Annotated in this window: 24 protein-coding genes and 2 pseudogenes; 16 read left to right on the top strand and 10 right to left on the bottom strand. The window is 70.7% G+C overall.

Going from position 1 to position 26,070, the window contains the following annotated elements; translation table 11 throughout:
- Positions 1-92: 92 nt before the first annotated feature.
- Positions 93-497, bottom strand: coding sequence for a hypothetical protein (locus tag FHR33_RS22460; protein ID WP_183651072.1), 405 nt, complete (start codon positions 495-497; stop codon positions 93-95).
- 350 nt (positions 498-847) lie between these two features.
- Between FHR33_RS22460 and FHR33_RS22455 the strand changes: the two genes are divergently transcribed.
- Positions 848-2,095: a serine hydrolase domain-containing protein gene (locus tag FHR33_RS22455; protein WP_246452041.1), complete on the top strand. Its 1,248-nt coding sequence runs from the start codon at positions 848-850 to the stop codon at positions 2,093-2,095.
- A gap of 25 nt (positions 2,096-2,120) precedes the next feature.
- Here the strand turns inward: FHR33_RS22455 and FHR33_RS22450 are convergent, their stop codons facing one another.
- Positions 2,121-2,582, bottom strand: a complete 462-nt coding sequence (locus FHR33_RS22450) for an SRPBCC family protein (protein ID WP_183651069.1) — start codon at positions 2,580-2,582, stop codon at positions 2,121-2,123.
- Between the two features lie 22 nt (positions 2,583-2,604).
- Between FHR33_RS22450 and FHR33_RS22445 the strand changes: the two genes are divergently transcribed.
- From FHR33_RS22445 to FHR33_RS22430, 4 genes are all read left to right on the top strand, one after another.
- Positions 2,605-3,207, top strand: a complete 603-nt coding sequence (locus tag FHR33_RS22445; protein ID WP_183651066.1) for a TetR/AcrR family transcriptional regulator — start codon at positions 2,605-2,607, stop codon at positions 3,205-3,207.
- Between the two features lie 135 nt (positions 3,208-3,342).
- Positions 3,343-5,313, top strand: a complete 1,971-nt coding sequence (locus FHR33_RS22440) for an elongation factor G (RefSeq protein WP_183651063.1) — start codon at positions 3,343-3,345, stop codon at positions 5,311-5,313.
- Between the two features lie 3 nt (positions 5,314-5,316).
- On the top strand, positions 5,317-7,041 hold the full coding sequence (locus FHR33_RS22435; RefSeq protein WP_183651061.1) for an ABC transporter ATP-binding protein: 1,725 nt from the start codon (positions 5,317-5,319) through the stop codon (positions 7,039-7,041).
- Entirely contained in the window at positions 7,038-8,843 is a 1,806-nt protein-coding gene (locus FHR33_RS22430; RefSeq protein ID WP_221241199.1) for an ABC transporter ATP-binding protein, read from the top strand. The genes FHR33_RS22435 and FHR33_RS22430 overlap by 4 nt, the downstream gene beginning before the upstream one ends.
- A gap of 104 nt (positions 8,844-8,947) precedes the next feature.
- Here the strand turns inward: FHR33_RS22430 and FHR33_RS22425 are convergent, their stop codons facing one another.
- From FHR33_RS22425 to FHR33_RS22410, 4 genes are read right to left on the bottom strand one after another with little or no spacing between them, the layout of a single operon-like run.
- Complete coding sequence (locus FHR33_RS22425) at positions 8,948-10,129, bottom strand: ABC transporter permease (RefSeq protein ID WP_221241198.1); 1,182 nt, start codon at positions 10,127-10,129, stop codon at positions 8,948-8,950.
- Complete coding sequence (locus tag FHR33_RS22420; RefSeq protein WP_183651057.1) at positions 10,126-10,785, bottom strand: ABC transporter ATP-binding protein; 660 nt, start codon at positions 10,783-10,785, stop codon at positions 10,126-10,128. Before FHR33_RS22420 ends, FHR33_RS22425 begins: the two co-directional genes overlap by 4 nt.
- Entirely contained in the window at positions 10,782-11,825 is a 1,044-nt protein-coding gene (locus FHR33_RS22415; protein WP_312895668.1) for a peptidoglycan-binding protein, read from the bottom strand. Before FHR33_RS22415 ends, FHR33_RS22420 begins: the two co-directional genes overlap by 4 nt.
- The gene (locus tag FHR33_RS22410; RefSeq protein WP_183651055.1) at positions 11,822-12,346 is read right to left on the bottom strand and encodes a hypothetical protein; all 525 of its coding nucleotides are present in this window, start codon (positions 12,344-12,346) and stop codon (positions 11,822-11,824) included. Before FHR33_RS22410 ends, FHR33_RS22415 begins: the two co-directional genes overlap by 4 nt.
- Before the next feature lie 83 nt (positions 12,347-12,429).
- Here FHR33_RS22410 and FHR33_RS22405 point away from each other — a divergent pair, with 83 nt between their 5' ends.
- Entirely contained in the window at positions 12,430-13,074 is a 645-nt protein-coding gene (locus tag FHR33_RS22405; RefSeq protein WP_183651053.1) for a response regulator transcription factor, read from the top strand.
- On the top strand, positions 13,071-14,240 hold the full coding sequence (locus tag FHR33_RS22400) for a sensor histidine kinase (RefSeq protein ID WP_183651051.1): 1,170 nt from the start codon (positions 13,071-13,073) through the stop codon (positions 14,238-14,240). Before FHR33_RS22405 ends, FHR33_RS22400 begins: the two co-directional genes overlap by 4 nt.
- Here the strand turns inward: FHR33_RS22400 and glyA are convergent.
- A complete protein-coding gene (gene glyA / locus FHR33_RS22395; protein WP_183651049.1) occupies positions 14,237-15,538 on the bottom strand; it encodes a serine hydroxymethyltransferase in 1,302 nt (433 codons plus the stop codon). The genes FHR33_RS22400 and glyA overlap by 4 nt on opposite strands.
- 72 nt (positions 15,539-15,610) lie before the next feature.
- On the opposite strand from glyA, the gene FHR33_RS22390 reads away from it, so the two are divergent.
- Complete coding sequence (locus FHR33_RS22390; RefSeq protein ID WP_221241197.1) at positions 15,611-16,579, top strand: PucR family transcriptional regulator; 969 nt, start codon at positions 15,611-15,613, stop codon at positions 16,577-16,579.
- Between the two features lie 391 nt (positions 16,580-16,970).
- On the opposite strand, the pseudogene FHR33_RS50445 reads toward FHR33_RS22390, so the two are convergent.
- Both FHR33_RS50445 and FHR33_RS22380 read right to left on the bottom strand, forming a co-directional pair.
- A pseudogene (locus tag FHR33_RS50445) lies at positions 16,971-17,138 on the bottom strand (ClpX C4-type zinc finger protein); the annotation flags it as partial.
- Positions 17,139-17,156: 18 nt separating this feature from the next.
- Positions 17,157-17,483 (bottom strand): hypothetical protein, encoded by a 327-nt coding sequence (locus tag FHR33_RS22380; protein ID WP_183651044.1) that lies wholly within the window; start codon positions 17,481-17,483, stop codon positions 17,157-17,159.
- Between the two features lie 338 nt (positions 17,484-17,821).
- Here FHR33_RS22380 and FHR33_RS22375 point away from each other — a divergent pair, with 338 nt between their 5' ends.
- From FHR33_RS22375 to FHR33_RS22360, 4 genes are all read left to right on the top strand, one after another.
- Positions 17,822-19,654, top strand: a complete 1,833-nt coding sequence (locus tag FHR33_RS22375) for a glycosyltransferase family 2 protein (protein ID WP_183651041.1) — start codon at positions 17,822-17,824, stop codon at positions 19,652-19,654.
- A gap of 74 nt (positions 19,655-19,728) precedes the next feature.
- Entirely contained in the window at positions 19,729-20,730 is a 1,002-nt protein-coding gene (locus FHR33_RS22370; RefSeq protein ID WP_312895666.1) for an energy-coupling factor ABC transporter permease, read from the top strand.
- A gap of 18 nt (positions 20,731-20,748) precedes the next feature.
- On the top strand, positions 20,749-21,507 hold the full coding sequence (cbiQ, locus tag FHR33_RS22365; protein WP_183651039.1) for a cobalt ECF transporter T component CbiQ: 759 nt from the start codon (positions 20,749-20,751) through the stop codon (positions 21,505-21,507).
- On the top strand, positions 21,498-22,241 hold the full coding sequence (locus FHR33_RS22360; protein WP_183651036.1) for an energy-coupling factor ABC transporter ATP-binding protein: 744 nt from the start codon (positions 21,498-21,500) through the stop codon (positions 22,239-22,241). Before cbiQ ends, FHR33_RS22360 begins: the two co-directional genes overlap by 10 nt.
- Here FHR33_RS22360 and FHR33_RS22355 read toward each other — a convergent pair.
- Positions 22,222-23,238: a potassium channel family protein gene (locus FHR33_RS22355; protein ID WP_183651033.1), complete on the bottom strand. Its 1,017-nt coding sequence runs from the start codon at positions 23,236-23,238 to the stop codon at positions 22,222-22,224. The genes FHR33_RS22360 and FHR33_RS22355 overlap by 20 nt on opposite strands.
- 72 nt (positions 23,239-23,310) lie before the next feature.
- Here FHR33_RS22355 and FHR33_RS22350 point away from each other — a divergent pair, with 72 nt between their 5' ends.
- From FHR33_RS22350 to FHR33_RS22335, 4 genes and pseudogenes are all read left to right on the top strand, one after another.
- Positions 23,311-23,649, top strand: a complete 339-nt coding sequence (locus tag FHR33_RS22350; protein ID WP_183651030.1) for an STAS domain-containing protein — start codon at positions 23,311-23,313, stop codon at positions 23,647-23,649.
- A gap of 59 nt (positions 23,650-23,708) precedes the next feature.
- A pseudogene (locus FHR33_RS22345) lies at positions 23,709-24,483 on the top strand (SDR family NAD(P)-dependent oxidoreductase).
- 10 nt (positions 24,484-24,493) lie between these two features.
- Positions 24,494-25,261, top strand: coding sequence for a crotonase/enoyl-CoA hydratase family protein (locus FHR33_RS22340; protein ID WP_183651027.1), 768 nt, complete (start codon positions 24,494-24,496; stop codon positions 25,259-25,261).
- A 115-nt stretch (positions 25,262-25,376) separates the two neighbouring features.
- Positions 25,377-26,000, top strand: a complete 624-nt coding sequence (locus FHR33_RS22335) for a rhomboid family intramembrane serine protease (RefSeq protein WP_246452039.1) — start codon at positions 25,377-25,379, stop codon at positions 25,998-26,000.
- Positions 26,001-26,070 lie beyond the last annotated feature (70 nt).

Raw genomic sequence — 26,070 nt, 5'->3', positions numbered from 1 at the left:
CTCGGCCCGGGCACGATGAGCGGAGCGGTGAAGAGCCGGGATCCGGAGAGGATCCCCGTGACCAGCAGTGGCGAAGCGGGTCGACATCCCCGTCAGGCGGCGTCGAGGGCTTCGGTGATCTTGCGGATCATCTCGGCCATGGTGGGGCTGGGCCGGCCCTGGTGGGTCTGGGCGGCGGCTTCGATGGCGACGATGACGGTGCGGCGGAAGTTGTCGGCCTCGGACGGGGCCTGCTGCTTGAGCAGGCTCATGGCTTCCGTCAGGGCCGGCAGCACCTGGTCGGCGAGTTCGGCCACGGACTTGCCGTACTTCACGCCCTTGGGCGCCTTGGTGAGCACGTGCCCTGCCAGGCCGGTCGCGGAGGTCAGGGCGATGGAGCCGTGGGTGGCGGCCTTGTGGGGTGAGCCGGCGGCGCCGGCGGCGGCCATCAGGGAGATGGCGCCCCACGCGGCGGTCCGCAGGGTGAGCTTGTCCTGGTCGGTGAGGGTGACGGACATGGTGGTGTGCTCCTTCGGATCCGAGAATTCAGGTGAACGGACGGCTCGCGGAATGGGGGTCCTGTCGGCGCCCGAGTGGATCTCGCGCGGTCGCCCTGAGGGCTCAGTCGCTGAACCGTTCATGGCGTCAACTTTCGCCGACCGCTCTGATACCGGGCCGTCGCCGTCCTGACACGACCGCTGACGCGACACCGCATGGTCGACGAGGAGCGCGAACGCCGTCCGTGAGTGGTTCGGTGGCAGGGGGCCGACGAAAGGGGCGCGCGTCTCTGGGCTTGCGTACGCCACGGCGTTGTGCGTACAGTGTTCGCATAGAGGGAACGTCGTACGCAGGATGTGAAGGAGAGGCCATGTCGACCACCGCCACCTGGGACACGCAGGGCAACTGGGCGATGAAGGACAACAACAAGGGGCTGTCGGAGGCGGGGCTGCGCCGGATGCGTGAGGTGCTGGCCCGGCACATGGAGTCCGGCGGAATCCCCGGACTGGTCGCCCTGGTCGGCCGGGGCGAGGACACGCACGTGGAGGCCATGGGCACGCTGCACGAAGGCGGGGGCGCGCCGATGCGCAGGGACACGATCTTCCGGTTGGCGTCGCTGAGCAAGCCGATCACCGCCGCCGCCGTGATGCTCCTGGTCGAGGAGTGCCGCCTGCGGCTGGACGACCCGGTCGACGAGTGGCTGCCCGAGCTGGCCGACCGCCAGGTGCTGAGGAGCATCGACTCCCCGCTGGAGGACACGGTGCCGGCGCTGCGGCCGATCACCGTACGGGACCTGCTGACCTTCACCTTCGGTTTCGGTGCGGTGCTGGCGGCTCCTGACACCTACCCCATCCAGGTCGCCATGCGCGAGCTGGGCCTGGACGGCTCCGCGCCGGAGGCGGGGCCCGACGAATGGCTCGGCCGGCTGGGCCGGCTCCCGCTGATGCACCAGCCGGGGACGCTGTGGCAGTACCACACGGGATCCGACGTGCTCGGCGTGCTCGTCCAGCGGGTGGCGGGGCAGTCGTTCGGAACGTTCCTGCGCGAGCGGCTCTTCGGCCCGCTCGGGATGAAGGACTCCGGGTTCCACGTGCCCGCCGACAAGATCGACAGGCTGCCGACCAGCTACGCCCACAACCCGCAGACCGGCGGGCTGGTCGTGTGGGACGAGGCGGCAGGCGGCAAGTACAGCTCGCCGCCGGTCTTCGAGAGGGGCGGCGACGGGCTGGTCTCGACCGTGGACGACTACCACGCCTTCTACCGGATGCTGCTGAACAAGGGCGCGCACCGCGGCGAGCGCATCCTGTCCCGCGCGTCGGTCGAGCTGATGACGACGGACCACCTGACTCCGGAGCAGAAGGTCGAGAAGGACGCCTTCGGCGACCACTTCGGCAGGCACGGCGGTTACGGCTTCGGGATGGCCGTCCGTACGCACCGGCGCGACCTGGCGTCGGTGGGTCAGTTCGGCTGGGACGGCGGCCTGGGCACCACGGCGTACGCCGATCCGGTCGAGGGGCTGACCGGCATCCTGTTCACCCAGGCGGCCATGGACTCCCTGGACACACCCCGCCTCCACAAGGACTTCTGGACCACCGCCTACCAGGCCATCGCCGACTGACCCTCAGGGCGCGGGCCCGACGCGGTCACTCTCGTTCCAGGCGCTCCTTCGCCCCGCGGATCTCCCTTTCCACGTCCGCGGGAAGGTGGCGGCGCAGGATCGGTTCGAGGAGCCAGCCGATCCAGGGGGCGAAGTCGATCGAGATCGTCCTGGTCACCTTGGTGCCCTCGGCGGCGGGCTCGGCGACGAAGCTGGCCGCGAACCTCGACAGCCGGTGGTTGAGCCGGTTCTGCGGCAGCGGCGCGTACCTGACGTCGACGCGCTCGCCCGGAGTGAGCCGCATCTGGGAGACCAGCTTGGGTGCGGGGCCAGGGATGCCAGGGAGGGCGGGGCGGAATTTGAACTCGGTGACGTCGCCGGTGCGGCGCACCCAGTCGATGGCTCCGATCTTGTCGTCGATGTCCGCGTACCTCTCCGCGTCCATGACGAACGCGAGGAACCGTTCCGGAGTGCAGCGGATGACCTGTTCCACTGTTACTTGGACCATGGAAAGAGAGTAATCTCTTTCCATGGCGAGAACCACCCCCGGCGTGACGCGCGACCGGCTGCTCACCGAGGCCGTACGGCTGTTCGCGAGCAAGGGATACGACGCGACCTCGGTGGCCGACATCCAGGTCGCCTGCGGGCTGACCGCCGGCTCGGGCGCCCTCTACAAGCACTTCCCCTCCAAGGGGGCGCTGCTGGAGGCGGCCGTCCAGCGCAATCTGGAACTCATGACCCTGCGCAACAGGGAGACGGTCGCCGAGGCGCCTGCCGACCCGCGTGAGGCCCTCCGGCTGATGGCGAGCGTCGTCTGGTCGGTGATCGAGGGCGACAGGGATCTGATCCGGATCATGCTGCGGGAGTACCACGGCTTCTCCGAGCTCTTCGAGCGCATGTGGCAGAGCGTCATCGCGACCCTCTACCGCGAGGCCGCCCAGTGGATCAGGGCGCAGGGCGCCGACGTGGCCGACCCCGAGGCGACGGCGGCCGTGCTGATCTCGTCGCTGACCTACTATCCGCTGCTGAACATCCTCATCGGGCACACACCTGGCGATCTCGAGGCGGACCGGTTCCTGGACGCCTGGGTCGAGCACGCCGCCAGGTCCCTCGAGGCCGGTTCTGCCCGATGACAAATCGGTTGTTCGCCGAAGCGGCCGTCTGATCTACTCGAGAGGACCGCCCGCCGATCAAGGAGACAGAAATGCGCACGGCTTACATGTCCACCCAAAAGGTAAATGCCACCTATCTTGAGGACATGTCGCTCCGTGAGCACGTTGAACTTGGGGATTCTGGCGCATGTAGACGCCGGTAAGACGAGCCTGACCGAGCGGCTGCTCCACGCCGCCGGTGTCATCGACGAAGTCGGCAACGTCGATGAGGGCAACACACAGACCGACTCCCTCGCGCTCGAACGACAGCGCGGGATCACCATCAAGTCCGCCGTCGTGTCGTTCGAGATCGGCGGCGTCACCGTCAACCTGATCGACACCCCCGGCCACCCCGACTTCATCGCCGAGGTGGAGCGGGTGCTCAGCGTGCTCGACGGCGCGGTGCTGGTCGTCTCCGCCGTCGAGGGCGTGCAGGCGCAGACCCGGGTGCTCATGCGGACCTTGCGACGGCTGCGCATCCCCACGCTGATCTTCGTGAACAAGATCGACCGTGGCGGCGCGCAGGACGAGCGCGTGCTGCGGACGATCTCCGAGAAACTCACCCCTGCCGTGATCGCGATGGGATCGGTGCGCGAGGTGGGCACGCCGCACTCCGATTTCCGTCCTTATGGCGCCGCCGACGCGGCGTTCACGGCGAGGCTCGCGGAGGTGCTCGCCGAGGGTGATGACGCGCTTCTCGCCGCCTTCGTCGACGACGCGGCGCGGATGCCGTACGGCGTGCTCCGCAAGGAGCTGGCGGCGCAGACCCGACGGGCGCTGGTGCACCCGGTCTCCTTCGGCTCGGCGGTGACAGGGGCCGGCGTGGACTCGCTGATCTCCGGCATCGGGGAGCTGCTGCCCGCGATCGAGGGCGACGTGGACGGCCCCGTCTCGGGCACCGTCTTCAAGGTCGAGCGCGGTCCCGCGGGGGAGAAGATCGCCTACGTGCGGATGTTCTCCGGCGCCCTCCCCGTCAGGGAGCAGACGGACGCAGGAAGGGTCACCGCGATCAGCGTGTTCGAGCGTGGCTCCGCCGTCCAGCGCGGGCAGGTCGCCGCCGGGCGGATCGCAAAGGTGCGTGGCCTGACCGACGTCCGCATCGGCGACACGATCGGCACCCCCGTGAAGGAGGCGGAGACTCATCACTTCGCCCCTCCCACGCTGGAGACCGTGGTCGTCCCCGCGCGGCCCGAGGACAGGGGCGCGCTGCACCTGGCTCTCGCCCACCTCGCCGAGCAGGACCCGCTGATCAACGTGCGCCAGGACGAGATCAGGCGGGAGGTGTCGGTCTCCCTCTACGGCGAGGTGCAGAAGGAGGTCATCCAGGCCACGCTGGCCGAGGACTTCCACGTGGACGTCACCTTCCGCGAGACGACGACCATCTGCGTCGAACGGCTCAGCGGCACGGGCGCGGCCGTCGAGATCATGCACGAGGAGGACAACCCGTTCCTCGCGACCGTCGGGCTGCGTGTCGAGCCCGCTCCGGCCGGCACAGGGGTGGAGTTCGGGCTGGAGGTCGAGCCAGGGTCGATGCCGCCCACGTTCTTCAAGGCAGTCGAGGACACCGTGCGCCTGACCCTGCTGCAGGGCATCCACGGGTGGGAGATCTCCGACTGCACGGTCACCATGACGCACTCCGGCTACGCGGCGCGGCAGAGCCACTCCCATGCCGTCTTCGACAAGAGCATGTCGAGCACCGCGGGCGACTTCCGCAACCTGACGCCGCTGGTGCTGATGAGCGCGCTCAGGCAGGCGGGCACCAGGGTGTACGAGCCGATGCACCGCTTCAGGCTGGAGATCCCTGCCGACACGTTCGGCCAGGTGGTCGCCGCGCTGGCGCGGCTGCGGGCCGTACCGCAGAGCTCGGAGAGCAGGGGCTCGGCGTACGTGCTTGAAGGAGAGGTCCCCGCGGCCATGGTGCACGGGCTGCAGCGGCAGCTGCCCGCGCTGACGCGCGGGGAGGGTGAGCTGGAGTGCGCCTTCGACCGCTACCAGCCGGTCTCCGGGCCGGTGCGGAGCAGGCGGAGGACCGACCACAACCCGCTCAACCGCAAGGAGTACCTGCTGCGCGTGAAGCGGCGGGTCTAGCCGATGGCCGCCTCCGCAGGCGACGTCCTGCGCCACCTCCGCCCCGGCCCCCGCTCCGCCGCCGCGCTCACCGCGGCCGTCGTCGCCGCGACCGCGCTGCCGCTGGCCGCGCCGCAGCTCACGCGCGGCTTCGTCGACGACGCGATCGGCGGAGCGAGCACCCGTCATCTGACGTTGCTCGCGCTCGGCTACCTGGCTCTCGCCGTGGCGGGCCAGGTCGCCAGGCTCCTCACCGCCTGGCTCGCGAGCAGGCTCGCGTGGGACGGCACGAACCGCCTCAGGGAGCGGCTCGCCGAGCACGCGCTCGGCCTCGACATGGCCTTCCACGGCAGGCACACGCCCGGCGAGATGATCGAGAGGGTGGACGGCGACGTGGTGGCCGTCGCCGACTTCGTCGTCGCCTTCCTGATGGACGTCGTGGCAGGCCTGCTGCTCCTAGCCGGCGTGATCGTGATGGTGCTCACCATCGACGTGCGCCTCGGCGCCGTCCTGCTGGTCTACTGCCTGCTCATCGGGTACGGCATGGCCCGCGCGCAGCGGCTGGCCGTACCGTCGGCCGCTCGGTCACGGGCGGCCGGCGCGGCGCTCTTCGGCAACCTCGAGGAACGGCTGGCGGGTGCGGAGGATCTCAGGGCCAACGGCGCGGGAGAGCACGCCGTGAACCGCTTCCACCAGGCGAGCGCCGCCCTGTTCCACGCCGAGAACAGGGACGCGCGGATCGGGACCACGCTGCTCGCGGGCACCTCGGTGGCGTTCGCGGCCGGTACGGCGATCGTCCTCGGGCTGGCGGCGTGGACGCGGCAGTCAGGGACGCTCACGGTCGGCACGGCCGTCCTGCTCTTCCAGTACACGCTCATGGTGCGGGCGCCGTTCGAGCGCCTGATCGACCAGCTGAGGCAGTACCAGACGGCGCTGGCCGGTCTGACTCGCATCGGCGAGCTGCTGGCCGAGCGGCGCACCCTTCCCCCGCCCGCCGACCCCAGGCCACTGCCCCCGAAGGGCCCGCTCAGCCTGGAGCTGGACGGCGTGGGTTTCGCCTACGCCGACGACGTCACACGGGTGCTCTCGGACGTCACGATCACGCTGGCGCCCGGCGAGACGCTGGGACTGGTGGGCCGTACGGGCAGCGGCAAGACCACCATCGCCAGGATGGTGCTGCGCCTCTACGACCCGACGGAGGGCGCCGTCAGGATCGGCGGGCTCGACCTGCGCGACGCTGACCCCGCGTCGGTGCGCGCGCGGACGTGCGTCGTCACGCAGGACGTGCAGCTCTTCGCCGCCAGCGTCAGGGACAATCTCACGCTCTTCAGGCCGCTGGACGACGACCACCGCCTGCGCGCCGTCCTCGCCGACGTCGGTCTCGGCGAGTGGCTGGCGACGCTGCCCGACGGGCTCGACACCGAGCTGCGCGGCGTCTCGGCGGGCGAGGCGCAGCTGCTGGCCTTCGCCCGCGCCTTCCTCACCGACCCGGGGCTGGTCGTGCTCGACGAGGCGTCCAGCCGCCTCGACCCCGCCACGGAGCGGCGCATCGAGCAGAGCGTCGACCGGCTGCTCAAGGACAGGACAGGCGTGCTCATCGCGCACAGGCTCTCGTCGCTGTCCAGGGTGGACAAGATCGCCGTCGTCGACGGCGGAAGGATCGTCGAGTACGGCTACCGCCACGAGCTCGCCGCGGACCCTGACAGCAGGTTCTCCCGCATGCTGGACATGGGGCAGGTGCGCCGATGAAGCCCGTGATGCTGGTGGCCACCCGGCTGGCCCGGTTCGACCTGCGCCGCTATCTCGTCGGCGCGCTCCTGTGGATGCCGGTCAGCGTCATCCCGCTCGCGGGAGGGCTGGTGCTCCAGCAGCTCTTCGACCACATCGGCGGGCACCGCCCCGCGGCACTGGAGCAGGCGCTGTGGCTGTGCGCGGCCTTCGTCGGCGTGGAGGTGGTCCGCGGTGTGGTGATCGTCGTCGCCTGGACCTACGGCGTCTACTGGTGGGCCGCGGCCGCGACCCTCCTGCGGTCGAACGCCCTGCGCTCGATCCTGACCGCGAGGGGAGCGGCCGCGACCAGGCTGCCGCACTCGTCGGGGGAGTCGGTCGCGCGCTTCCGCGACGACGTGAGTGACGTCGTCGAGTTCGTCGACGAGTCCGTGGCGCTGGCGGGCGCGGCGCTCTTCGGCGGCGCCGCACTGGCGATCATGGCCTCCATCGATCCCGTCATCACGCTGGTGCTGGCGCTGCCGATGGTCGCGATCGGCGTGCTCAGCCGCCTCATGAACGCCGTGATCAGAAGGCTGCACCGGCGGGCCAGGGAGCTCGGCGCGGCCGTCACGGCCGTCCTCGGGGAGACCTTCGGCGGCGTGCTGACGATCAAGACCGCGGGCGCGGAGGAGGCCGTCATGCGGCGCCTGCGCGAGCACAACGGCAGGCGCAGGAACGCGGCGGTCAAGGACCGGCTGGCCACCGACCTGCTGGGCACCGCGACGGGCGCGACGGTCGAGATCAGCGTCGGACTCGTGCTGCTCCTGTCCGCGACGGCCATGCGGCGTGGCGACTTCACCGTGGGCGATCTGGCGCTGTTCACCAGCTACGTCGGCTGGCTGACGGCGCTGCCGCGCACCATCGGGGTGATCCTCTACCGCCTGCCCCAGGCCGAGGTCTCGACCGAGAGGCTCACCAGACTGATGGCGCCGCACGAGGACGCGGGCGACCTGTCGAGGAACACCGGTGTCTGGTTCCACAGGCAGCGGCCCGCCGTCCCCCCGCCGCCGGATCGGGACGACGCGCTCGAGGTCGTCGAGGCGCGCGGGCTGACCGTCCGCCACGACGCGAGCGGGCGTGGCGTGCACGAGGTCGACCTGCGGGTCAGGCGGGGCTCGTTCACGGTGATCACGGGGGCCGTCGGCGCGGGCAAGACGACGCTGGTGCGTGCCCTGCTCGGTCTGCTGCCCGCGGACGAGGGGGCGATCCTGTGGAACGGCGTGCGCGTCGACGATCCAGGGACGTTCATGGTTCCTGGCCGCGTGGCGTACGCGAGCCAGGTCCCGCGGCTGTTCTCCGAGTCGCTGAGGGAGAACCTGCTGCTCGGCAGGCGGGCGGGCGACGACGAGATCGAGCGCGCGCTGTTGCTGGCGGCCTTCGAGGACGACCTCGCGGCGATGCCCGAGGGCATGGACACGGTCGTCGGGCCCCGTGGCGTACGGCTGTCAGGAGGGCAGCTGCAGCGGGCGACGGCCGCGCGGGCGCTGGTCAGGCGGCCCGACCTGCTGGTCGTGGACGACCTGTCGTCCGCGCTCGACGTGGAGACGGAGAGGTTGCTGTGGGACAGGATCGCCCACGCGGCCCGCGAGGGGAGCGGGCCTGAGACGCTGCTCGTGGTCTCGCACAGGAAGGCGGCGCTCGAACGGGCCGACCAGGTCGTCGTGCTCGACCGCGGCAGGGTCGTCGGCCGCGGCCCGCTCGACGAGCTGCTGGACGGCTGCGCGGAGATGCGCAGGCTGTGGAGCGAGGAGCTCGTCACCGAGGCGGAGGAGTCGAGCTGAGGTCGCCATCATGGATCACCCCGCGCGGGCCGGGGCCGTGTCATGCGAGCAGGGCGGCGGCATCGGGAATCGGGTCGATGCCGCCGCCCTGCTCGGATCGGGGGTCAGGAGGTGGACAGCGCCACCGTGGGTGACAGGCGAGCCGCGCGCATGGCCGGGTACAGCCCCGCCACCGTGCCGATGACCAGGGTGGCGCCGACCGCGCCGCCGATCGACCACGGCGGGACGACGGGTGGCCAGCCCTGCGACAGCGCGTACCCGATGGTGGCCAGAGCGCCCAGGATGGCGCCCGCCACCCCGCCCAGCGCCGACAGCAGCAGCGACTCGGAGAGGAACTGGACCCGCACCTGCCCTCGCGTGGCGCCGAGCGAGCGCCGCAGCCCGATCTCCTTCCTGCGCTCCAGCACCGAGATGACCATGGTGTTGGCCACGCCCACCCCGCCGACCAGCAGCGCCACGGCGCCGAGGCCCAGCAGCAGGTTGGTGAAGGCGCCCGAGGCCGCGGCCTTGGCCGCCAGCGCGTCGGACGGGCGGCTGACCTCGACCTCGGAGGGGTTCTCCGGGTTGACCGTACGGGGCAGGACCTCTCGCACCCCCTCCACCGCCTCCTCGGCGGACCGCTCGTAGAGCGTCGTCGGGTGCCCGTCGAAGCCGAGCTCCTCCTCGGCGACGGGGAAGCCGACGAGCGCCGAGCGTTCGATCTCGGGGGCCAGCGGCATGGGGCCGAGGATCCCGATCACGGTGAACCACCGGCCGCCCATCCAGACGCGCACCCCGGTACGGGTGATCCCCAGCCGCTCGGCGGCCCTGGCGCCGAGGACGACGGCGGGCTGGCGGGAGGTGGCGTCGTTCAGCCAGGTCCCCTTCGCCACGCCCCCCTCCAGTGTGGTGAGCAGGGAGGTGGTCGCGGCCTGGACGGTGATGCCCCCGGTGACCGCCTCGTCGATGTGAGCGGTCCTCCGCACGGTGGTCGAGACGGTTCCCGTCGCGGCGGCGGAGGTGACGGGGGCGATGCGGGAGACCATGTCGACCGCGCCGACGGGCAGCTTGGACGGCTCGCCGAAGACGGTGTTGCCCGCCGAGACCGTCAGCATGTTGGTGCCGAGCTTGTCGAGCTGGCGCAGCAGCTCCTCGCGTGACGACGACGAGATGCCGATCACCGCGATCATCGTGGCGATGCCGATCGCGATCCCGAGCGCCGAGAGGATCACCCTGGTCGGACGGGCGTGCAGCCCTGACGCGCCCACCCTGAAGACGTCGGACAGGCTCAGCCTCGCCGGCTTCATGACAGCACCAGCCCGTCCCTGACCCGTACCTGCCGGGGACACCATTCGGCGATCTCGTTGTCGTGCGTGATGATCGCGATCGTGGTGCCTCCCTCGTGGAGCTCCTTGATGATCTTCAGGACCTCCGCGCCCGCCGCCGAGTCGAGGTTGCCCGTCGGCTCGTCGGCCAGCAGCAGCGGAGGATCGCCGACCACGGCCCTGGCCACGGCGACGCGCTGCTGCTCGCCGCCCGACATCTGGTTCGGCTTGTGGTCGAGCCGATGTCCGAGCCCCACGCGCTCCAGCGCCGACGCGGCCCGCTCGCGGCGGGTGCGCAGCGGGGTGCCGGTGTAGAGGAGCCCGTCGGCCACGTTGTCCAGGGCGCTCACCCCCGGCGAGAGATGGAACTGCTGGAAGACGAAGCCGAGGTGGCGGGCTCGCAACGCGGACAGCTGCCGATCGGTCAGGTCAAGGACGGAGTGCCCCGCGATCCGCACGGACCCCGTGGTCGGCCGGTCGAGGGTGCCGATCATGTGGAGCATCGTGGACTTGCCCGACCCTGAGGGGCCGATGATCGCCAGCAGCTCCCCCGTGGAGACGGTCAGGTCCACCCCGCGCAGCGCGTGGACGTGCCCGTTGTAGGTCTTGGTGACCCCGCGCAGCTCGACGATGTTCATTCCGACGGCACCCCGACCTTCATGCCCTCGGTCAGGCCCTCGCCGGTGATCTCGACCATGCCGCCGCCGAACGCGCCGACCTTGACCGGGACCAGCCGGGTGCGCGCGCCCTCCACGACCTCGACGCCGAAGCCGCCCTCGCGCAGCGCGAGCAGCGCCTCCACCGGTACGGCGAGCACGTCCTCGCTGCGCTCGCTGATCAGTTCGACCTCGACGGGGGCCTGGTCGAGCCTGGTCTTCGGGGTCTTCGCCAGCGTGATGTCGACGTCGATGGTCGTGCCGTCCTGGGCGCTCTTGGCCACGGTGCCGACCGAGGTGATCTTCCCCGCCATCGTCTCGCCGCCGGGCAGCTCGACCTCGACCTTGGCGCCCTTCCTGGCCAGCGACTGGTCGCCGGTGTCGAGGTCCACGTGGACGAGTCGCCGCAGGCCGCTGACGGTCAGGGCCTGCTGGCCCGGAGCGGTTCTGGCGCCGACGGCGGCCTTGGCCTCGGTCACCCTCACCGCCGAGGGAAGGAACACCACCTGGGAGGCGTCCACCCGCCCCGTCTCCGGCAGGCCCCTGTCCTCCTGCCATTCGAGGACGGCCAGGTAGGTGGCGTAGGAGAAGTGGTCATCGACGGTGAAGTCGTCGTAGCCGAGCGCTCTCAGGTTGCGCTCCAGCTGCTCGACGTCGGGGCCGTCGTCGATGCCCTGCTCCAGGGGCCTGTAGAGGGGCAGCTTGCCGTACATCAGGACGACGGGCTCGCGGTCGATCTTGAGCAGCGAGCGGCCGCGCTTGATGATCGAGCCCTCCTCGGGAACCCAGGTGACGGTGCCCGCCTTGCCCGAGGCGACCTGGCGCTCGCCCGAGTAGGTGAGCGAGCCCTCCACGGTCTTGGTGTCCACCAGGTCCTGCTTGGTGATGGGCGCGGTGGCGGGCACCAGCGCGGCGCTCTGTGCGGCCACGCCGGTGCTGCCGCCCTCGGTGAGGACGACCAGCGCCGTCCCCGCCGCCGCGACCGCGAGAAGGCAGGCGCCCGCGAGAACGCCTTTTCTCACGATCCGCCCCCAGCCATGCCGGGCGCGAGCTCCTTGCACGCCTCCTGGGCGGCCTTGACCGTCGCCTCGCTGGTGCCCTCGGGCACGGTCATCTTCACCATGCCGTCGGCGCTGGGGTCGGGCATGTCGACGCCGTGCTCGCGCATGCACTGGGCGAACTTGAGCATCTGGTCGCGACGCTTGGGATCCTGGGCGGCCTTGTCGCCGACCGCGCCGTCGAGGTGCTCCTTGCAGACCTTCATGGCCTTGTCCATGGCGCCCTGGTCGGGGCCGCCCTTCTTGGCCTCGATGCGGATGCCGCCGTTGGGGTCGGGGTCGGCCATGTCGACGCCGTTCTCACGCATGCACTGCGCGAACTTGAGCTGGGCCTCGGCCCTGTCGACCGTGGCGGATGGGCTGGGCTTGGCGCTGCCGGTCTTCGCCGTGCCGTCGGCGCTCGCCACCTCGGCGGTGGTGGGGGCGCTGCCGCAGGCGGTGAGGAGGAGCAGTGGCAGGGAGGCCAGCACTAGTCGTGTTCTCATGCGGCACACTTCACCGAACGGGGCGCTAAAGCCGGATAAGGCGCTTACTCGCGACTAACAGCCGGTGCTGCACTCTCTGAGACATGCGGGTGCTGATCGTCGAAGACGAGGAACAACTGGCCGACGCCGTCGCGAGGGGCCTCAGGCTGCACGCGATGGCCGTCGACGTGGCCTACGACGGCCAGGAGGCGCTGGAGCGGGCCTCCTACATCGACTACGACGTCGTCGTCCTCGACCGTGACCTGCCGGAGGTGCACGGCGACGACGTCTGCGGGGAGCTGACGAGCAAGAGCAGGATCCTCATGCTGACCGCGGCGGGGCAGGTGCGCGACCGGGTCGACGGGCTGTCGCTCGGCGCGGACGACTACCTGGTCAAGCCGTTCGCCTTCGCCGAGCTGGTGGCCAGGATCAGGACGCTGGCCCGTCGTACCTCCACGGTGGCCCAGCCGGTGCTGGAGCGGGCGGGGATCAGGCTCGACCCCGCCCGCCGTACAGTCACCAGGGACGGGCGCGAGGTCGCGCTGAGCCGCAAGGAGTTCGACCTGCTGCGGGAGCTGATGCGCGCCGAAGGCCGGCTGGTCAGCTCGGCCCAGCTGCGCAGGGAGGTGTGGGACGAGTTCGCCGAGGGCGACACCAGCGTCCTGCGCGTCACCATGACCGCGCTGCGCAGGAAGCTGGGCGCGCCTCCGGTCCTGGAGAACGTGCCGGGCAAGGGATACCGGCTGTGAGGCTCGGGCTGAGGGCACGCCTCACCGTGCTGTACGGCGCGCTGTTCTTCGTGGCCGGCTCGGTGCTGCTCTGGTTCACCTACATCCTGACGGCCAACGCCCTGGGCAAGCAGATGGTCATGGCGTACACGAAGACCAGCCCCGGCGCGGCGTTGCCGTCCAAGGATCAGATCGGCGTGGAGGTCAAGCGGGCGGTCGGCGCCAGGGCGGCCGACGTGCTGGAGGAGATGCTGCGCTCATCTCTGATGATCATGGTGCTCATCGGGATCACCGCGGTCGTGGTCGCCTACCTGGTGGCCGACCGCGCGCTGCGACCGCTCGACAGGGTCACCGAGACCGCGGAGCGGCTGTCGGAGAGCAACCTGCACGAGCGCATCGCTCTGGTGGGGCCGAAAGACGAGGTCAAACGGCTGGCCGACACCTTCGACGCGATGCTCGACCGGCTCCACAGGGTCTTCGACGCGCAGCGCAGGTTCATCGCCAACGCCTCGCACGAGTTGCGCACCCCGCTGGCGGTCAACCGTACGGTGCTGGAGGTGTCGCTGGAGGAGCCCGAGGCCTCGCCCGACCTCAAGGCGCTGGCCAGGGCGCTGCTCGGGACCAACTCCCGCCACGAGCGGCTGATCGAGGGTCTGCTCCTGCTCGCCCAGTCGGAGCAGGAGCTGTCGGCCCGCAAGCTCGTCGAGCTGCGTCACGTGGTGGCGACCGCGATGGAGCAGGCCGACCTGCACCCCCGCAGGCGGCGTGTCACGATCCACCAGGACCTCGGCTCAGCGATGACGGAGGGGGACCCGCTCTTCCTGGAGAGGTGCGTCTTCAACCTCCTCGAGAACGCGATCAAGTACAACGTGCGCGACGGAGAGATCTGGGTCAGGGTCTCCAGCGAGAACGAGTCGGCGGTGATCACCGTGGAGAACACCGGGCCAGTGGTGCCTCCGTACGACGTGGACGACCTGTTCGAGCCCTTCAGACGGCTGTCGGGCGACAGGGTGAGGTCCGAACGCGGCTCGGGGCTCGGGCTGTCCATCGTCAGGGCCATCGTCGACGCGCACGGCGGCACCGTCACCGCGCTTCCCCGCCCCGAGGGCGGGCTGGTCGTCACCGTGGGCCTGCCCCGCCGCGCGGGGACCGCGGCGAGGGCGGCCAGGGTGCAACGCCCCGTCTAGCAGGTGAAGTGGACGCCGGAGAAGCCCGCGCGCCAGGCCGTCACCTCGGGGGCCACCGACGCCGGATCCGTCGAAGGGTCGAGACCGCGGGCGATGAACGAGGCCAGGACCGGCATGTCGTCCTCCTTCATGCCGAGCCTCGCCACCTCGGGCGTGCCCAGGCGCAGCCCGTTCACGTCGCCCGCCACAGGGGCGACGGGCAGGCCGATCCCGCAGGCCAGCAGGTTCGCCTGACGCAGTCTGCGGGCCGCGGCCTGGCCGCCGCCAGGGGCCGGCAGGGCGAACTGGTGGGAGTTGGTGCCGCCGCCGAAGACCGGCAGGCCGAGCTCGGCCAGGCTGGTGGCCAGCTGGTGGGCGGTGCCCACCATCATCTCCGCGTACGCCTTGCCCGCGACCTTCCAGTCGAGCAGCGCCACGGCCAGCGCCGCCGTACGGCCCGCGTCGAAGTTGGCCGTCAGGCCCGGGTAGGCGATGGCGTCGAGCCGCTCGGCCAGGTCGGCCGAGTCGGTGACGACCAGGCCGCCCGCAGGACCGCCGAGGCTCTTGTAGGTGCTCATCGTCATCAGGTGGGCGCCCGAGGCGAGCGGGTTGGGCCAGACGCCTCCCGCGATCATCCCGCACGCGTGGGCGGCGTCGAAGAGCACCCGCGCCCCCACCTCGTCGGCGACCTCGCGCACGGCGGCCACCGGGTGGGGGAAGGGGTTGAGGCTGCCGCCGATGGTGATCAGCTTGGGCCTGACCCGCACGGCCAGCTCGCGCAGCGCCGCGACGTCCACGGTGTAGCCGTCGGCGGCGACGGGCGCGTCCACCGTGGTCAGGCCGTAGAGACCGGCCGCTCCCGCCGCGTGGTGGGTGACGTGGCCGCCGATGGAGGGCGGAGGGGCGATGATCGTGTCGCCTGGACGGCACGTCGCCATGAAGGCGTAGAGGTTGGCCAGCGCGCCGGAGCCGACACGGACCTCGGCGTAGCGGGCGGAGAAGACCTCGGCGGCCAGCGCGGCGGCGATGATCTCGATCTGCTCGATCGCCTCGAGGCCCATCTCGTACTTGTCGCCCGGATAGCCGAGCGACGGGCGCGAGCCGAGGTTCGCCGACAGCAGCGCCTCCGCGCGCGGGTTCATGATGTTGGCCGCGGGGTTGAGGTTGACGCACTCGACGTCGTGGATCTCGTGGTTGCGGGCGGCGAGCCTGTCGATCTCGGCCAGCGTGGACAGCGGGTTCTGGGCGGCGACCTCGGCCGCGCCGCGTCGGACGAGGTCCTCGGAGGCGGCGGGTACCCAGGAGCGAGGGGCGAGCATGGGGTCAGGTTAGGCAGGCTCTTCGCGCCGGCGCATGGTGTGGATGAAGGGACCCGCTCCTACACTTGTCGGATGCAGGCAAGGCTCGACGCGCTCGCGGCGGTCATCGAGCGCAGCGTCTCGGTCGACGACCCCGACGGCCACCTGCTCGCCTACAGCTCCATGCACGCCGACGCCGATCCCGTGCGCGTGGCCGCGATCCTGTCCAGGCAGATCGCTCCCGAGGTCAGCAGGTGGCAGGACAGGCACGGCATCGCCACCGCCACCTCCCCCGTGCGCCTGCCCGCCAACCCCGAGCTCGGGATGGGCGCGCGGGTCTGCGTGCCCATCAGGCACGGCGGGCGCTGCCTCGGCTACCTGTGGCTGCTCGACCCCGGCCAGTCGCTCGACGACGAGGCGCTGGCCCTGGCGGAGGAGGCCGCTCGCGATCTGGCGGCCGACTGGCGGGAGGACCCCGACACGCTGGTCCGCCGTCTGCTCACCACAGGACAGGGCTGGGAGAGGATGCCGCCCCAGCTCGTCCAGGTGTGCGTCGTCATCCCCGCCTCGGCGCGGAGGGAGCGTCACGCCATCGGCGGGTTCGTGACCGACACCCACGCGGCCTACCTGCTGCGCCATCCCGCGGAGAGCGCTCCGCTCGAAGAGGGCGTCACCCGCGGCTACAGCGACCCCGCCGGGCTCGACACGGCTCCGGAGAGCTACCGGCAGGCGCTGGTCGCCGCGCATCTCGCCGCGGCCGACCCCGCCCTGCCCGCGCACGTCTCGTGGTCGGAGCTGGGGGTCTACCGCGTGCTGCTCGGCGCGGCCGACGACCCGCTGGCCCCGCTGGACGGCGAGCAGGCCCACACCCTGGAGACCTATCTCGACCTCGGCGGCAACGCCCAGCGCACGGCGGCCCGCCTGCACCTGCACAGGACCACGCTCTACTACCGGCTCGGCCGCATCGCCGGCGCGCTCGGCGCCGATCTCGACGACGGCCTGACCAGGCTCCACCTGCACCTGGCCCTGAAGAGGCGGCGGCTGCCGCCCGACCTGCGTTGAGCCCCCTGCTCCAGCTCCCCGGCCCCGGCCGGGGAGCTGGAGCCCGTTCACTCGGCGGCCAGCCGATCGGCCTCCTCATGCAGCGCGCTGACCAGCAGAAGCTCAAGCCTGAGCTCGGTCAGGTCGGTCGCCGCGAGGCCATCGAGAACCTGCATGGTGGGCCTCCCTGATCATGAGACGCCCCACTGACCACACCGGTTTACCTGAAGCGCTCCCAGGCCGACTGCCTGGTCATGTTGAGCGAGGCGCCGATGCGCTCCCAGCTCACGTCGCGGGTGCGCAGGTGGCGCACCCAGTCGTGGAGGTTGTCGTCGATCTGCACCTGTACGGCGGCGATCTTGGGGAGGTGGCCGAGGATCTGCTCGACGCTCATCTCCTCCCACATGGGGAGCCTGGGTTCGGGCGAGGCGTCGAGCCGCTCGGCCTCGAGGATCTCGTTGCACAGACCGATGCACTGGTCACAGATGTGGACGCCAGGCCCCGCCACGAGCTTGGCGACCTCGGTGCTCTTCTTGTGACAGAACGAGCAGCGGAGTCTGTCCTTCCATGTGTCAGGCATATCCTGACGGTACGCCTGTCAGGCGACGCCTGACAATCCCTCGTTCATGGCGGTCCTGGTCTCCTCGACCTGCGCCATGATGATGGCGCTCCGCTCCTCGGCGATCTTCCTGCAGATCGTGGTGTAGGCCTGGAGAATTCTGCGGTAGGCCGCACGTGCCTCCTCGAGTTGGGCGTTGAGCGCGAGCACGCGGATGGGGTCACCGTAGTGTTCGGCCTCCGCGAGCAGGGCCCGTGCCTCGTTCACGATCTCCTCGGCGCGCTGCCGTGTGCGGCGCAACAGCGCCGAGCACTCGTACAGCTCGCCCAGTCGTGCGGAGGAGACGATGCGCTCGGCAGAGCGCACGGCTGGATCCTCGGTCGTCTGACGGCTGAGTTCCGTTCCCATTCCTGCCACCTCCCCGGTCAAGGTTGCCTGAGTGTAGACGCGCGATCCGTACTTCCGGATCACGCGGGAGGGCCGGGGGTAGGGCACTGTTCCCTGCGGGGATGATTCTCTACGCCCAGGAGGAATTCAGCGCTCCCGCGACCCCCCTTTTAATCTGCAAATACGCAGCTCTGAGGCATATGTCTGCTGGCCTAAAAGGACGGGCATGAACACGCCCGATCGGCCACGCCACGCCCTTCCCTAGTCACATACTGAAACGGGATGCAAGCGGAACGTGACGGCTGAGGGGCACGGCTGTGGCTGAACAACCAACGGGGTCCGACGACGGGAGTGTCGACGTCAGCGTCATCATCCCTGTGCACAACTGCAGGGACTTTCTCGATCGCAGCCTGACCTCCGCTCTCGTGCAGCGGGTGAACAAGGAGATCGTCGTGGTCGACGACGGCTCCACCGACGGCAGTGCCGACCTGCTCGACCTCTACGCCCACTACCACCGGGGCGTGATCAGGGTGGTGCGCGCCGAGCACTCCGGCGGCGCGGGCGGCCCGCGCAACACCGGCCTCGAGCACGCCAGGGGCCGCTACGTCTTCTTCTGCGACGCCGACGACCATCTCGGGCCCGAGGCCATGGAGCGCATGCTCGCCGTCGCCGACCGCAACGGCTCCGACATCGTCCTCGGCAAGATCGTCGGCCACGGCCGCAGGGCGCCGGTCTCGATGTTCCAGGCCAGCGCCGACCGGGCCGAGCTGGGCACCAGCGCCGTCTACAACAGCCTGAGCTGCTTCAAGCTCTTCCGCAGGGAACTGCTCGACAGGCACCGCATCAGGTTCGCCGAGGGCCAGCTGGTCGGCGAGGACATCTATTTCAGCGTCCACGCCTACTGCCACGCCAAGGTCATCTCCGTCGTGGCCGACTACGACTGCTACCACCTGGTCGCCAGGCCCGACGGCAGCAGCATCATGCAGCAGCCCTCCAGCCGCGACCCGCTCGGCTGGCTCGCCATGATCAGGAGACCGATCGCGCTGATGGCCCAGCACGTCGAGCCGGGCCCGCTGCGCGACCACCTGCTGCGCCGCCACTTCAGGCTCGACATCTTCGCCCAGCTCGGCGCGCCCTTCCTGGCGGCCGACGAGGTGCGGCGCAAGGAGATCGCGCACGAGGTCGCCGCGCTGTGCGACGAGTGGATGACCCCTGGCGTCATGGCCAGGCTGACCACGACCGACAGGCAGCGCCTGTCGGCTCTCGGCGACATCGACAGGCTCGTACGGCTGGCCGACATCGAGGCGGCGACCGTGTGGCGCCGCCTGACCGGGCTGCGGTGGGAGGGCGACAGGCTGGTGGTGGAGGGCGAGGCCACCCTCGACGGCCTGGACGGCCTGGACGGCCAGGGCGGCGTCGCGCTGGTGCTGCGGTCGAGGAACGAGGAGGCGGGCGAGGTGGCCGTGCCCGCCGAGACCGACGGGCACGCCTTCTCCGCCAGGATCGACCTGGCCGAGCTGACCTCAGGCGTGTGGGACCTGCACGTCGCCGTCGAGTGCGAGGGCGTGGTCCGCCTGGGCAGGCTGGGCGCCGACAGGGAGAGCGGCATCACCAGACCCGCGCCCCGGCTGGTCGGCAACGTGGTCGCGCTGCCGTACTTCACCAGGTCCAACGGCAACCTGAGCCTCGACGTCGGCGGGCACGTGCTCACCGTGCCGGGCTCGGTGCGGCTCACCCGCACGAGGTGGGCGCTCGGGCACCGGCTGGTGATCGACGGGGCCATCACGGTCGGGGAAGACGGCATCCCCGAGGCGGGGGCCGTGCGCCAGCTGGTCTGGCGCGAGCGGCACACCGGCAGGGAGCGCACCGAACGGGTGGTGTCGCTGCCCGGCGGGATGTTCGCCTCCAGGCCCGCGGTGGGCAGGTTCGCGCCCGGCACCTGGGACGCCTACCTGGAGCTGGAGCTCGGCGGCCCGCCCGCGCGCTTCAGGATCGAGGCCGACGCGGACACGGTGGCCGAGCCGCGCAGCTGGTGGCGCGGCCCCGTGCGCAGCAGCGTCAGGCCCTACGCGACCGCGGGCAAGGGCAGGTTGAGCACCGTCGTGCGCAAGATCACACCCCGCGCCCTCCTTCGGAAGTTCCTCGACTAATTGCCACATATATGCAGGTGCAAAGCCATCACTTAAAGTAGGGACGTTTGATCCCCCTCCATGGAGGCTTGGCTGTGCACGTACCCGATGGCTTCTTCAACGCCGCTACCTCCGTCTCCGCCGGTGTCGTCGCGGCGGCGGGCGTGGCGGTCTGCCTGCGTGGCGCGAAGAGAGAGCTCGACGACCGCACCGCGCCCATGGCCGGTCTGGTCGCCGCCTTCATCTTCGCCGTCCAGATGCTCAACTTCCCCGTCGCGGCGGGCACCAGCGGACACCTGCTCGGCGGCGCGCTGGCCGCGATACTCGTCGGGCCCTACACAGGGGTGCTGTGCATGGCCGTGGTGCTGCTCGTGCAGTGCGTCTTCTTCGCCGACGGCGGCGTCACCGCGCTGGGCATCAACGTGCTGATCATGGGCGTGGTCACCGTCCTGGTCGGCTGGGGTGTCTTCCGCCTGGTCACCAGGGCCGTCAGGAGCAGGGCGGGGGTGAGCACCGGCGCCTTCCTCGCCGCGCTGGTCTCGGTGCCGGTCTCCGCGCTGGTCTTCTCCGCGCTGTTCGCGGTCGGCGGCACCGCGCCGGTCGACGCCGCCGCCGTGGCGGCCGCCATGGGCGGCGTCCACGTGCTCATCGGCATCGGAGAGGCGCTCATCACCACCGCCACCGTCGGCGCGGTGCTGGCCGTACGGCCCGACCTGGTGTACGGCGCGCGCGGCCTGAGCGCGCCGCTCGTGCTGAAGGGCGCGGACGGCGCGACCTCCACCGTCGCGGCGCCCGCCGCCGCCGACAGGCAGGCCGCGGGCGGCGTCAGGCCGTTCCTGATCGGGGGGATCGGCGTGACGCTCCTGCTCGCGGGGGTGGTCTCCTTCTTCGCCTCCTCCGACCCCGACGGTCTCGAGGCGGTCGCCGAGGACAAGGGCTTCCTCGGCCAGGCCACCGACCACCCGCTCGGCTCGTGGGCGCTGGCCGACTACGGCGACGTGGGCGGGGTCCCCGTCGGCGTCGCGGGGCCTCGTCGGCGTGGGCATCACGCTGGTGGTGGCGGCGGCCATCGCCTACGCCGCGCGCCGCAGGGGTAGCAGGACCGAGGTCTGAGCATGGGCGCGGGACACCACCACCAGCTCTACCGTCAGGGCGACTCGCCGGTCCACCGGCTGCCGCCGCACTGCAAGCTGGTGGCGGTGCTCGCGTTCGCGGTCGTCGTCGTGGCCACGCCGCGGGAGTCCTTCTGGGCGTTCGGCTGCTACGCGCTGCTGCTGGCCGCCGTGGCGGTGGTGGCCCGCGTGCCGCTCGGCCACGTCGCGCGGCGGATGGTGATCGAGGTGCCGTTCGTGGCGTTCGCGGTGGCGATCCCCTTCATCGGGATGGGGGAGAGGACCGAGGTGCTCGGCCTCTCGCTGAGCGTGCAGGGGCTGTGGGCGGCGTGGAACATCCTGGCCAAGGCCTCGCTCGGCGTCGTGGCCTCCATCCTGCTGGCGGCCACGACCGAGCCCCGGATGATCCTTCTGGGCGCGCAGCGGTTGAGGCTGCCCTCGCTGCTGGTGCAGATCGCGATGTTCATGCTCCGCTACCTGGACGTGATCGTGGAGGAGATGCGGCGGATGCGGGTGGCCAGGGAGTCGCGCGGCTTCGTGGCGCGTGACGTGCGGCAGATCCCGGTGATCGCGCGCTCGGCGGGAGCGCTGTTCATCCGCTCCTACGAGCGGGGTGAGCGGGTCCACCTGGCTATGCTCAGCAGGGGATACAACGGATCCCTCCCCGTCATTCACGAAATTTCGGGATCAGGGCGGCAGTGGGTGGTCGCGCTGGCCCTGCCGGTCACCGCACTGGCCGTCCTTGGAGCGTCATGGTGGTGAATTCCCTGGAGGTGCGCGAGCTCGCCTACGCCTACCCGGACGGCACGCAGGCGCTGTTCGGCGTCGACCTGACGATCGGCAGGGGCGAGCGCGTCGCGCTGCTCGGGCCGAACGGCGCGGGCAAGACCACGCTCGTCATGCACCTCAACGGCATCCTCACCGCCGGCCACGGCCTGGTCAGGGTGGCGGGCACGGAGGTGCGCCCCGGCACGCTGAAGGAGATCAGGCAGCGGGTCGGGCTGGTCTTCCAGGACCCCGACGACCAGCTGTTCATGCCGACCGTCCGCGACGACGTGGCCTTCGGCCCCGCCAACATGGGCGTCAAGGGCGAGGAGTTGGAGCGCAGGGTCAAGAACGCCCTCGACAGGGTGGGCATGGCCGACCGCGCCGACAGGCCGCCGCACCACCTGTCCTTCGGGCAGCGGCGGCGGGTGGCGGTGGCCACCGTGCTCGTCATGGAGCCCGAGATCCTCGTGCTGGACGAGCCCTCGTCCAACCTCGACCCCGCCGCCCGCAGGGAGTTGGCCGAGATCCTCCGCTCGCTCGACGTGACCGTGCTGATGGTCACCCACGACCTGCCGTACGCGCTGGAGCTGTGCGAGCGCTCGCTGATCCTGTCAGGAGGGGTGATCGCCGCCGACGGGCCCACCCGTTCGCTGCTGGCCGACCCCGCGCTGCTGGCCGCCCACCGCCTCGAGCTGCCGTACGGCTTCGCTATTCCTGAGGGGCGTTGACGACCAGCACGCGGTCGCCCTCCATGATCGAGGAGACCTCCTGGTCGGCGTAGGTCATGATCCTTCCATCGCGCACGACCGCGACGACCACGCCGTCGCACTGGGAGGGCGACCTGCCGATCTCGTGCGGCTTGACGGGGCGCTCCGCCAGGTCGAGGCCCTTGCCGTAGGCCAGGAAGTCCTCGATCAGCGCGCTGACGGCGGGGCTCTGGGTGGCCACGCCGAGCATCCTGCCCGCCGCCTCGGAGGAGGTGATGACGACGTCGGCGCCGCTCTGCCGTATGAGGGGGTCGTTCTCCGCCTCGCGCACCGCGGCCACGATCGTGGCGCGCTTGTTGAGCTGGCGCGCGGTCAGCGTGACGAGCGCCGTGGTGTCGTCGCGCTGGGTGGCGACGATGATCTCCTTGGCTCTGCTGACGCCCGCCCTGTTCTGCACGTCGCTGCGGGTGGCGTCGCCGACCACGCCGGCGAAGCCGTCGCCGTTGGCCTCCTCGATCGCGTCGCCGCGCGGGTCGATGACCACGATCGACTCCTTGGCCCGCTCGTTCTCGAGCAGCGTGCGGATCGCGGCCCTGCCCTTGGTGCCGTAGCCGACGATCACGGTGTGGTCACGCAACCTGGACCTCCAGCGGTCGATCAGGAAGTTGTCGCGGGTGCGCTGGGTGAGGACCTCGAGCGTCGTGCCCACGAGGATGACGAGGAAGACGATGCGCAGCGGGGTGACGGCCACGATGTTCACTGTCCTGGCGAGGGGCGTCACAGGGGTGATGTCCCCGTACCCTGTGGTCGACACCGTCACCGTCGCGTAGTAGAGCGCGTCGAGCAGCGAGACCTTGCCGTCGTAGCTGTCCTTGTACCCGTCCAGATCCAGCGCTACCAGCAGGAATACCACGCCCAGAGCGGCACAGGCATAGGCGATCCTCCGCAGAACAGCCCGGATCGGGCTGATCGCGAGGGCCGGCAGGCGTACGCGGGTTCCTGAAAGGTCGTCCTGCATAGTGGTGATCGTAGTTTGTCCATGAGGCCCCCCTGGGGATGTGGAAGTACAGTGGCTCATCGAGGAGGGCAGATGAAGCTGCGGCTGGCGCGTCATGCCATGGGCGATGCCGTGGTGGTGGCCGTGGAGGGAGAGCTCGACCTCTTCACCGCACCCTTCCTGCGCGACGAGGTGCGCGACGCCATCAAACAGGACGGCGCGCGGCTCGTCCTCGATCTCCAGGCGCTGTCGTTCATGGACTCCAGCGGGCTGTCGGTGCTCATCGAGGCCTGGCGGCTGGCCACGGGCGAAGGCGGCGGCGTCTCGCTGGCCGCGCCCCAGGCTCCGGTCGCCCGCATCCTGCGCACCACCGGCCTCGACCGGCGGATAAAGGTCTATTCGGACGTCGACACGGCCGTGGGCGAGATCTGAAGAGAAACTGGGGCACCCCGAGTAGAACTTCATTCGGTTCTCGCGTTAGGGTCCGTGGCATGGACGTCAACGGAGCAGTAGCAATCATCTCGGGCGGGGCCAGCGGGCTGGGCGAGGCCACGGCCCGCGAGCTCGCCCGCCAGGGCGCGACCGTGGTCATCGCCGACCTCAACGAGGAGCGCGGCAAGTCGATCGCCGACGAACTCGGCGGAGTCTTCGTCAGGACGGACGTATCGGACGAGGGCGACGTGCAGGCGGCCGTCGACGCGGCCGTGGCCACGGGCAAGCCGGTTCGCGTGATCGTCAACAGCGCGGGCATCGGCTGGGCCGAGCGGACCGTCAACCGCGAGGGCGCTCCGCACAACCTCGCCAGCTACCGCAAGGTCATCGAGGTCAACCTGATCGGCACCTTCAACCTCATGCGCATCGGCGCGGGCCGCCATCGCCAAGACCGACCCGGTCTCCGAGGACGGGCACCGCGGCGTGGTCGTCAACACCGCCTCCGTGGCCGCGCTCGAGGGACAGACGGGGCAACTGGCCTACTCCGCGTCCAAGGGCGGCATCGTGGGCATGACCGTGCCCGCGGCCCGCGACCTGGCCGCGATCGGCGTGCGCGTCAACACGATCTGCCCCGGCATCATCGACACGCCCATCTACGGCTTCTCGGGCAACGCCGACGAGTTCAAGGCCAAGCTCGTCGCCCCCGTCGTCTTCCCCAAGCGCATGGGTCGCGCCGACGAGTTCGCCCACCTGGTGCGCTCCCTCGTCGAGAACGACTACATGAACGCCGAGGTCATCCGCTTCGACGGCGGCATCCGCTTCCAGCCCAAGTAGTGAGGTGCGCGTGTCCGCAGAAGAGGTTCTGATCGAGGAGTCCGACGGCGTCGCGGTGATCACGATCAACCGCCCGTCGGCTCGCAACGCCGTCAACGGCGCCGTCGCGCGAGGCATCGTCGCGGCGCTGGACTCCCTGGACTCCCGCACCGACGTGTCGGCCTACGTCCTGACAGGGGCCGGCGGCACGTTCTCCGCCGGCATGGACCTGAAGGCCTTCCTCGCGGGCGACTTCCCCGTCATCGAGGGCAGGGGCTTCGGCGGCATCGCGGAGGCCCCGCCCAAGAAGCCGCTGATCGCGGCGGTGGAGGGCTACGCGCTCGCGGGCGGCTTCGAGCTGGCGCTGTCGTGCGACCTGATCGTGGCGTCGTCGGAGTCGAAGTTCGGCCTTCCCGAGCCCAAGCGCGGCCTGGTGGCGGGGGCGGGCGGCATCATGCGCCTGCCGCGCAGGATCCCCTACCACGTGGCCATGGAGATCGCCCTGACCGGTGACCACTACCCGGCCTCCAGACTGTACGAGCTGGGCCTGGTCAACCGGATCACCGAACCGGGCGGGGCGCTCGAGGGCGCGCTCGAACTGGCCAGGAAGATCGCGGCCAACGCCCCCCTGGCGCTCGCGGCGACCAAGAAGGTGATCATCGAGTCCGCCGACTGGTCGATCGAGGAGATGTTCAAGAAGCAGGGGCCGATCATCAACCCCGTCTTCGGCTCCAAGGACGCGATGGAGGGCGCGGCGGCCTTCGCGGAGAAGCGCGCCCCGCAGTGGAGGGGCGAGTAGCCCTGCTTGTCAGGCTCCTCCCGTTCTCGGGAGGAGCCTGTTTCTTTATGCCGATGAGGGGAAACCCCGCATTACCGTAAAGGGAGAGGATCCACCTTCGGCGGCAGGAGAGCGCATGAGTTCCCCCTACGAGTCGGTCAAGCGTGGCGCGGGCGGCCTGCTGCAGGGTGCGCTCGGCGCGCTGCTCCTGGTGGGGGGCATGGTGGTCGTCATGTGGGCGGTCGAGATCTTCGACTACGTCACACCCGGCGACCTCGACGCCGAACTCGGCATCATCGCCTGGTCGCCGGACGGGCTGATCGGGGTCCTGTTCGCGCCCTTTCTGCACGTCGGTTTCGCGCACCTGATGGCCAACTCGCTGCCGCTGCTGGTCCTCGGCTTCCTCGCCGCCTTCCGTGGGCTCGGCAAGTTCCTGTGGGCAACCCTGATCATCATGGTGGTCGGCGGCGTCGGCACCTGGGTCGCCACGCCTCCCGGCGTCGCCACCGTGGGCGCGAGCGGCCTCGTCTTCGGCTACTTCGGGTTCGTGGTCGCACGGGGGCTCTTCGACAGGCGCGCCCTCGACATCCTCGTGGGCATCGGGGTGGCCGTGGCCTACTACTCGCTGGTGTGGGGCCTGGACCCCACCCAGGTGGGCGTCTCGTGGCAGGGCCACCTGTTCGGCCTCGTCGGCGGGGTGGCGGCCGCCTGGGTGCTGCGCCGCAAGCGGCTGGCCACGCCGACGTACCCGGCCTACTGAGCCTCCGGGTCGCGTCCGGGCCCGCAGGCCCTCAGCGGACGGCTCAGCGGCGCGCAGGGGTCAGTGGAGT

The organism is Nonomuraea dietziae, from assembly GCF_014195505.1.
GTDB classification, from domain to species: Bacteria; Actinomycetota; Actinomycetes; order Streptosporangiales; family Streptosporangiaceae; genus Nonomuraea; species Nonomuraea roseola.
The sequence above is the reverse complement of the archived record's forward strand: the minus strand, read 5'-3'. Positions and strand labels throughout refer to the sequence as shown.

Excerpts from the sequence above, each read along its gene's own strand:
- FHR33_RS22425 (WP_221241198.1), bottom strand. The coding sequence starts at position 10,129 with ATGAAGCCGGCGAGGCTGAGCCTGTCCGACGTCTTCAGGGTGGGCGCG.
- FHR33_RS22420 (WP_183651057.1), bottom strand. The coding sequence starts at position 10,785 with ATGAACATCGTCGAGCTGCGCGGGGTCACCAAGACCTACAACGGGCAC.
- glyA (WP_183651049.1), bottom strand. The coding sequence starts at position 15,538 with ATGCTCGCCCCTCGCTCCTGGGTACCCGCCGCCTCCGAGGACCTCGTC.
- FHR33_RS22435 (WP_183651061.1), top strand. The coding sequence starts at position 5,317 with ATGGCCGCCTCCGCAGGCGACGTCCTGCGCCACCTCCGCCCCGGCCCC.
- cbiQ (WP_183651039.1), top strand. The coding sequence starts at position 20,749 with ATGGGCGCGGGACACCACCACCAGCTCTACCGTCAGGGCGACTCGCCG.
- FHR33_RS22405 (WP_183651053.1), top strand. The coding sequence starts at position 12,430 with ATGCGGGTGCTGATCGTCGAAGACGAGGAACAACTGGCCGACGCCGTC.
- FHR33_RS22430 (WP_221241199.1), top strand. The coding sequence starts at position 7,038 with ATGAAGCCCGTGATGCTGGTGGCCACCCGGCTGGCCCGGTTCGACCTG.
- FHR33_RS22460 (WP_183651072.1), bottom strand. The coding sequence starts at position 497 with ATGTCCGTCACCCTCACCGACCAGGACAAGCTCACCCTGCGGACCGCC.
- FHR33_RS22350 (WP_183651030.1), top strand. The coding sequence starts at position 23,311 with ATGAAGCTGCGGCTGGCGCGTCATGCCATGGGCGATGCCGTGGTGGTG.
- FHR33_RS22455 (WP_246452041.1), top strand. The coding sequence starts at position 848 with ATGTCGACCACCGCCACCTGGGACACGCAGGGCAACTGGGCGATGAAG.
- FHR33_RS22360 (WP_183651036.1), top strand. The coding sequence starts at position 21,498 with ATGGTGGTGAATTCCCTGGAGGTGCGCGAGCTCGCCTACGCCTACCCG.
- FHR33_RS22335 (WP_246452039.1), top strand. The coding sequence starts at position 25,377 with ATGAGTTCCCCCTACGAGTCGGTCAAGCGTGGCGCGGGCGGCCTGCTG.
- FHR33_RS22355 (WP_183651033.1), bottom strand. The coding sequence starts at position 23,238 with ATGCAGGACGACCTTTCAGGAACCCGCGTACGCCTGCCGGCCCTCGCG.
- FHR33_RS22410 (WP_183651055.1), bottom strand. The coding sequence starts at position 12,346 with ATGAGAACACGACTAGTGCTGGCCTCCCTGCCACTGCTCCTCCTCACC.
- FHR33_RS22445 (WP_183651066.1), top strand. The coding sequence starts at position 2,605 with ATGGCGAGAACCACCCCCGGCGTGACGCGCGACCGGCTGCTCACCGAG.
- FHR33_RS22450 (WP_183651069.1), bottom strand. The coding sequence starts at position 2,582 with ATGGTCCAAGTAACAGTGGAACAGGTCATCCGCTGCACTCCGGAACGG.
- FHR33_RS22390 (WP_221241197.1), top strand. The coding sequence starts at position 15,611 with ATGCAGGCAAGGCTCGACGCGCTCGCGGCGGTCATCGAGCGCAGCGTC.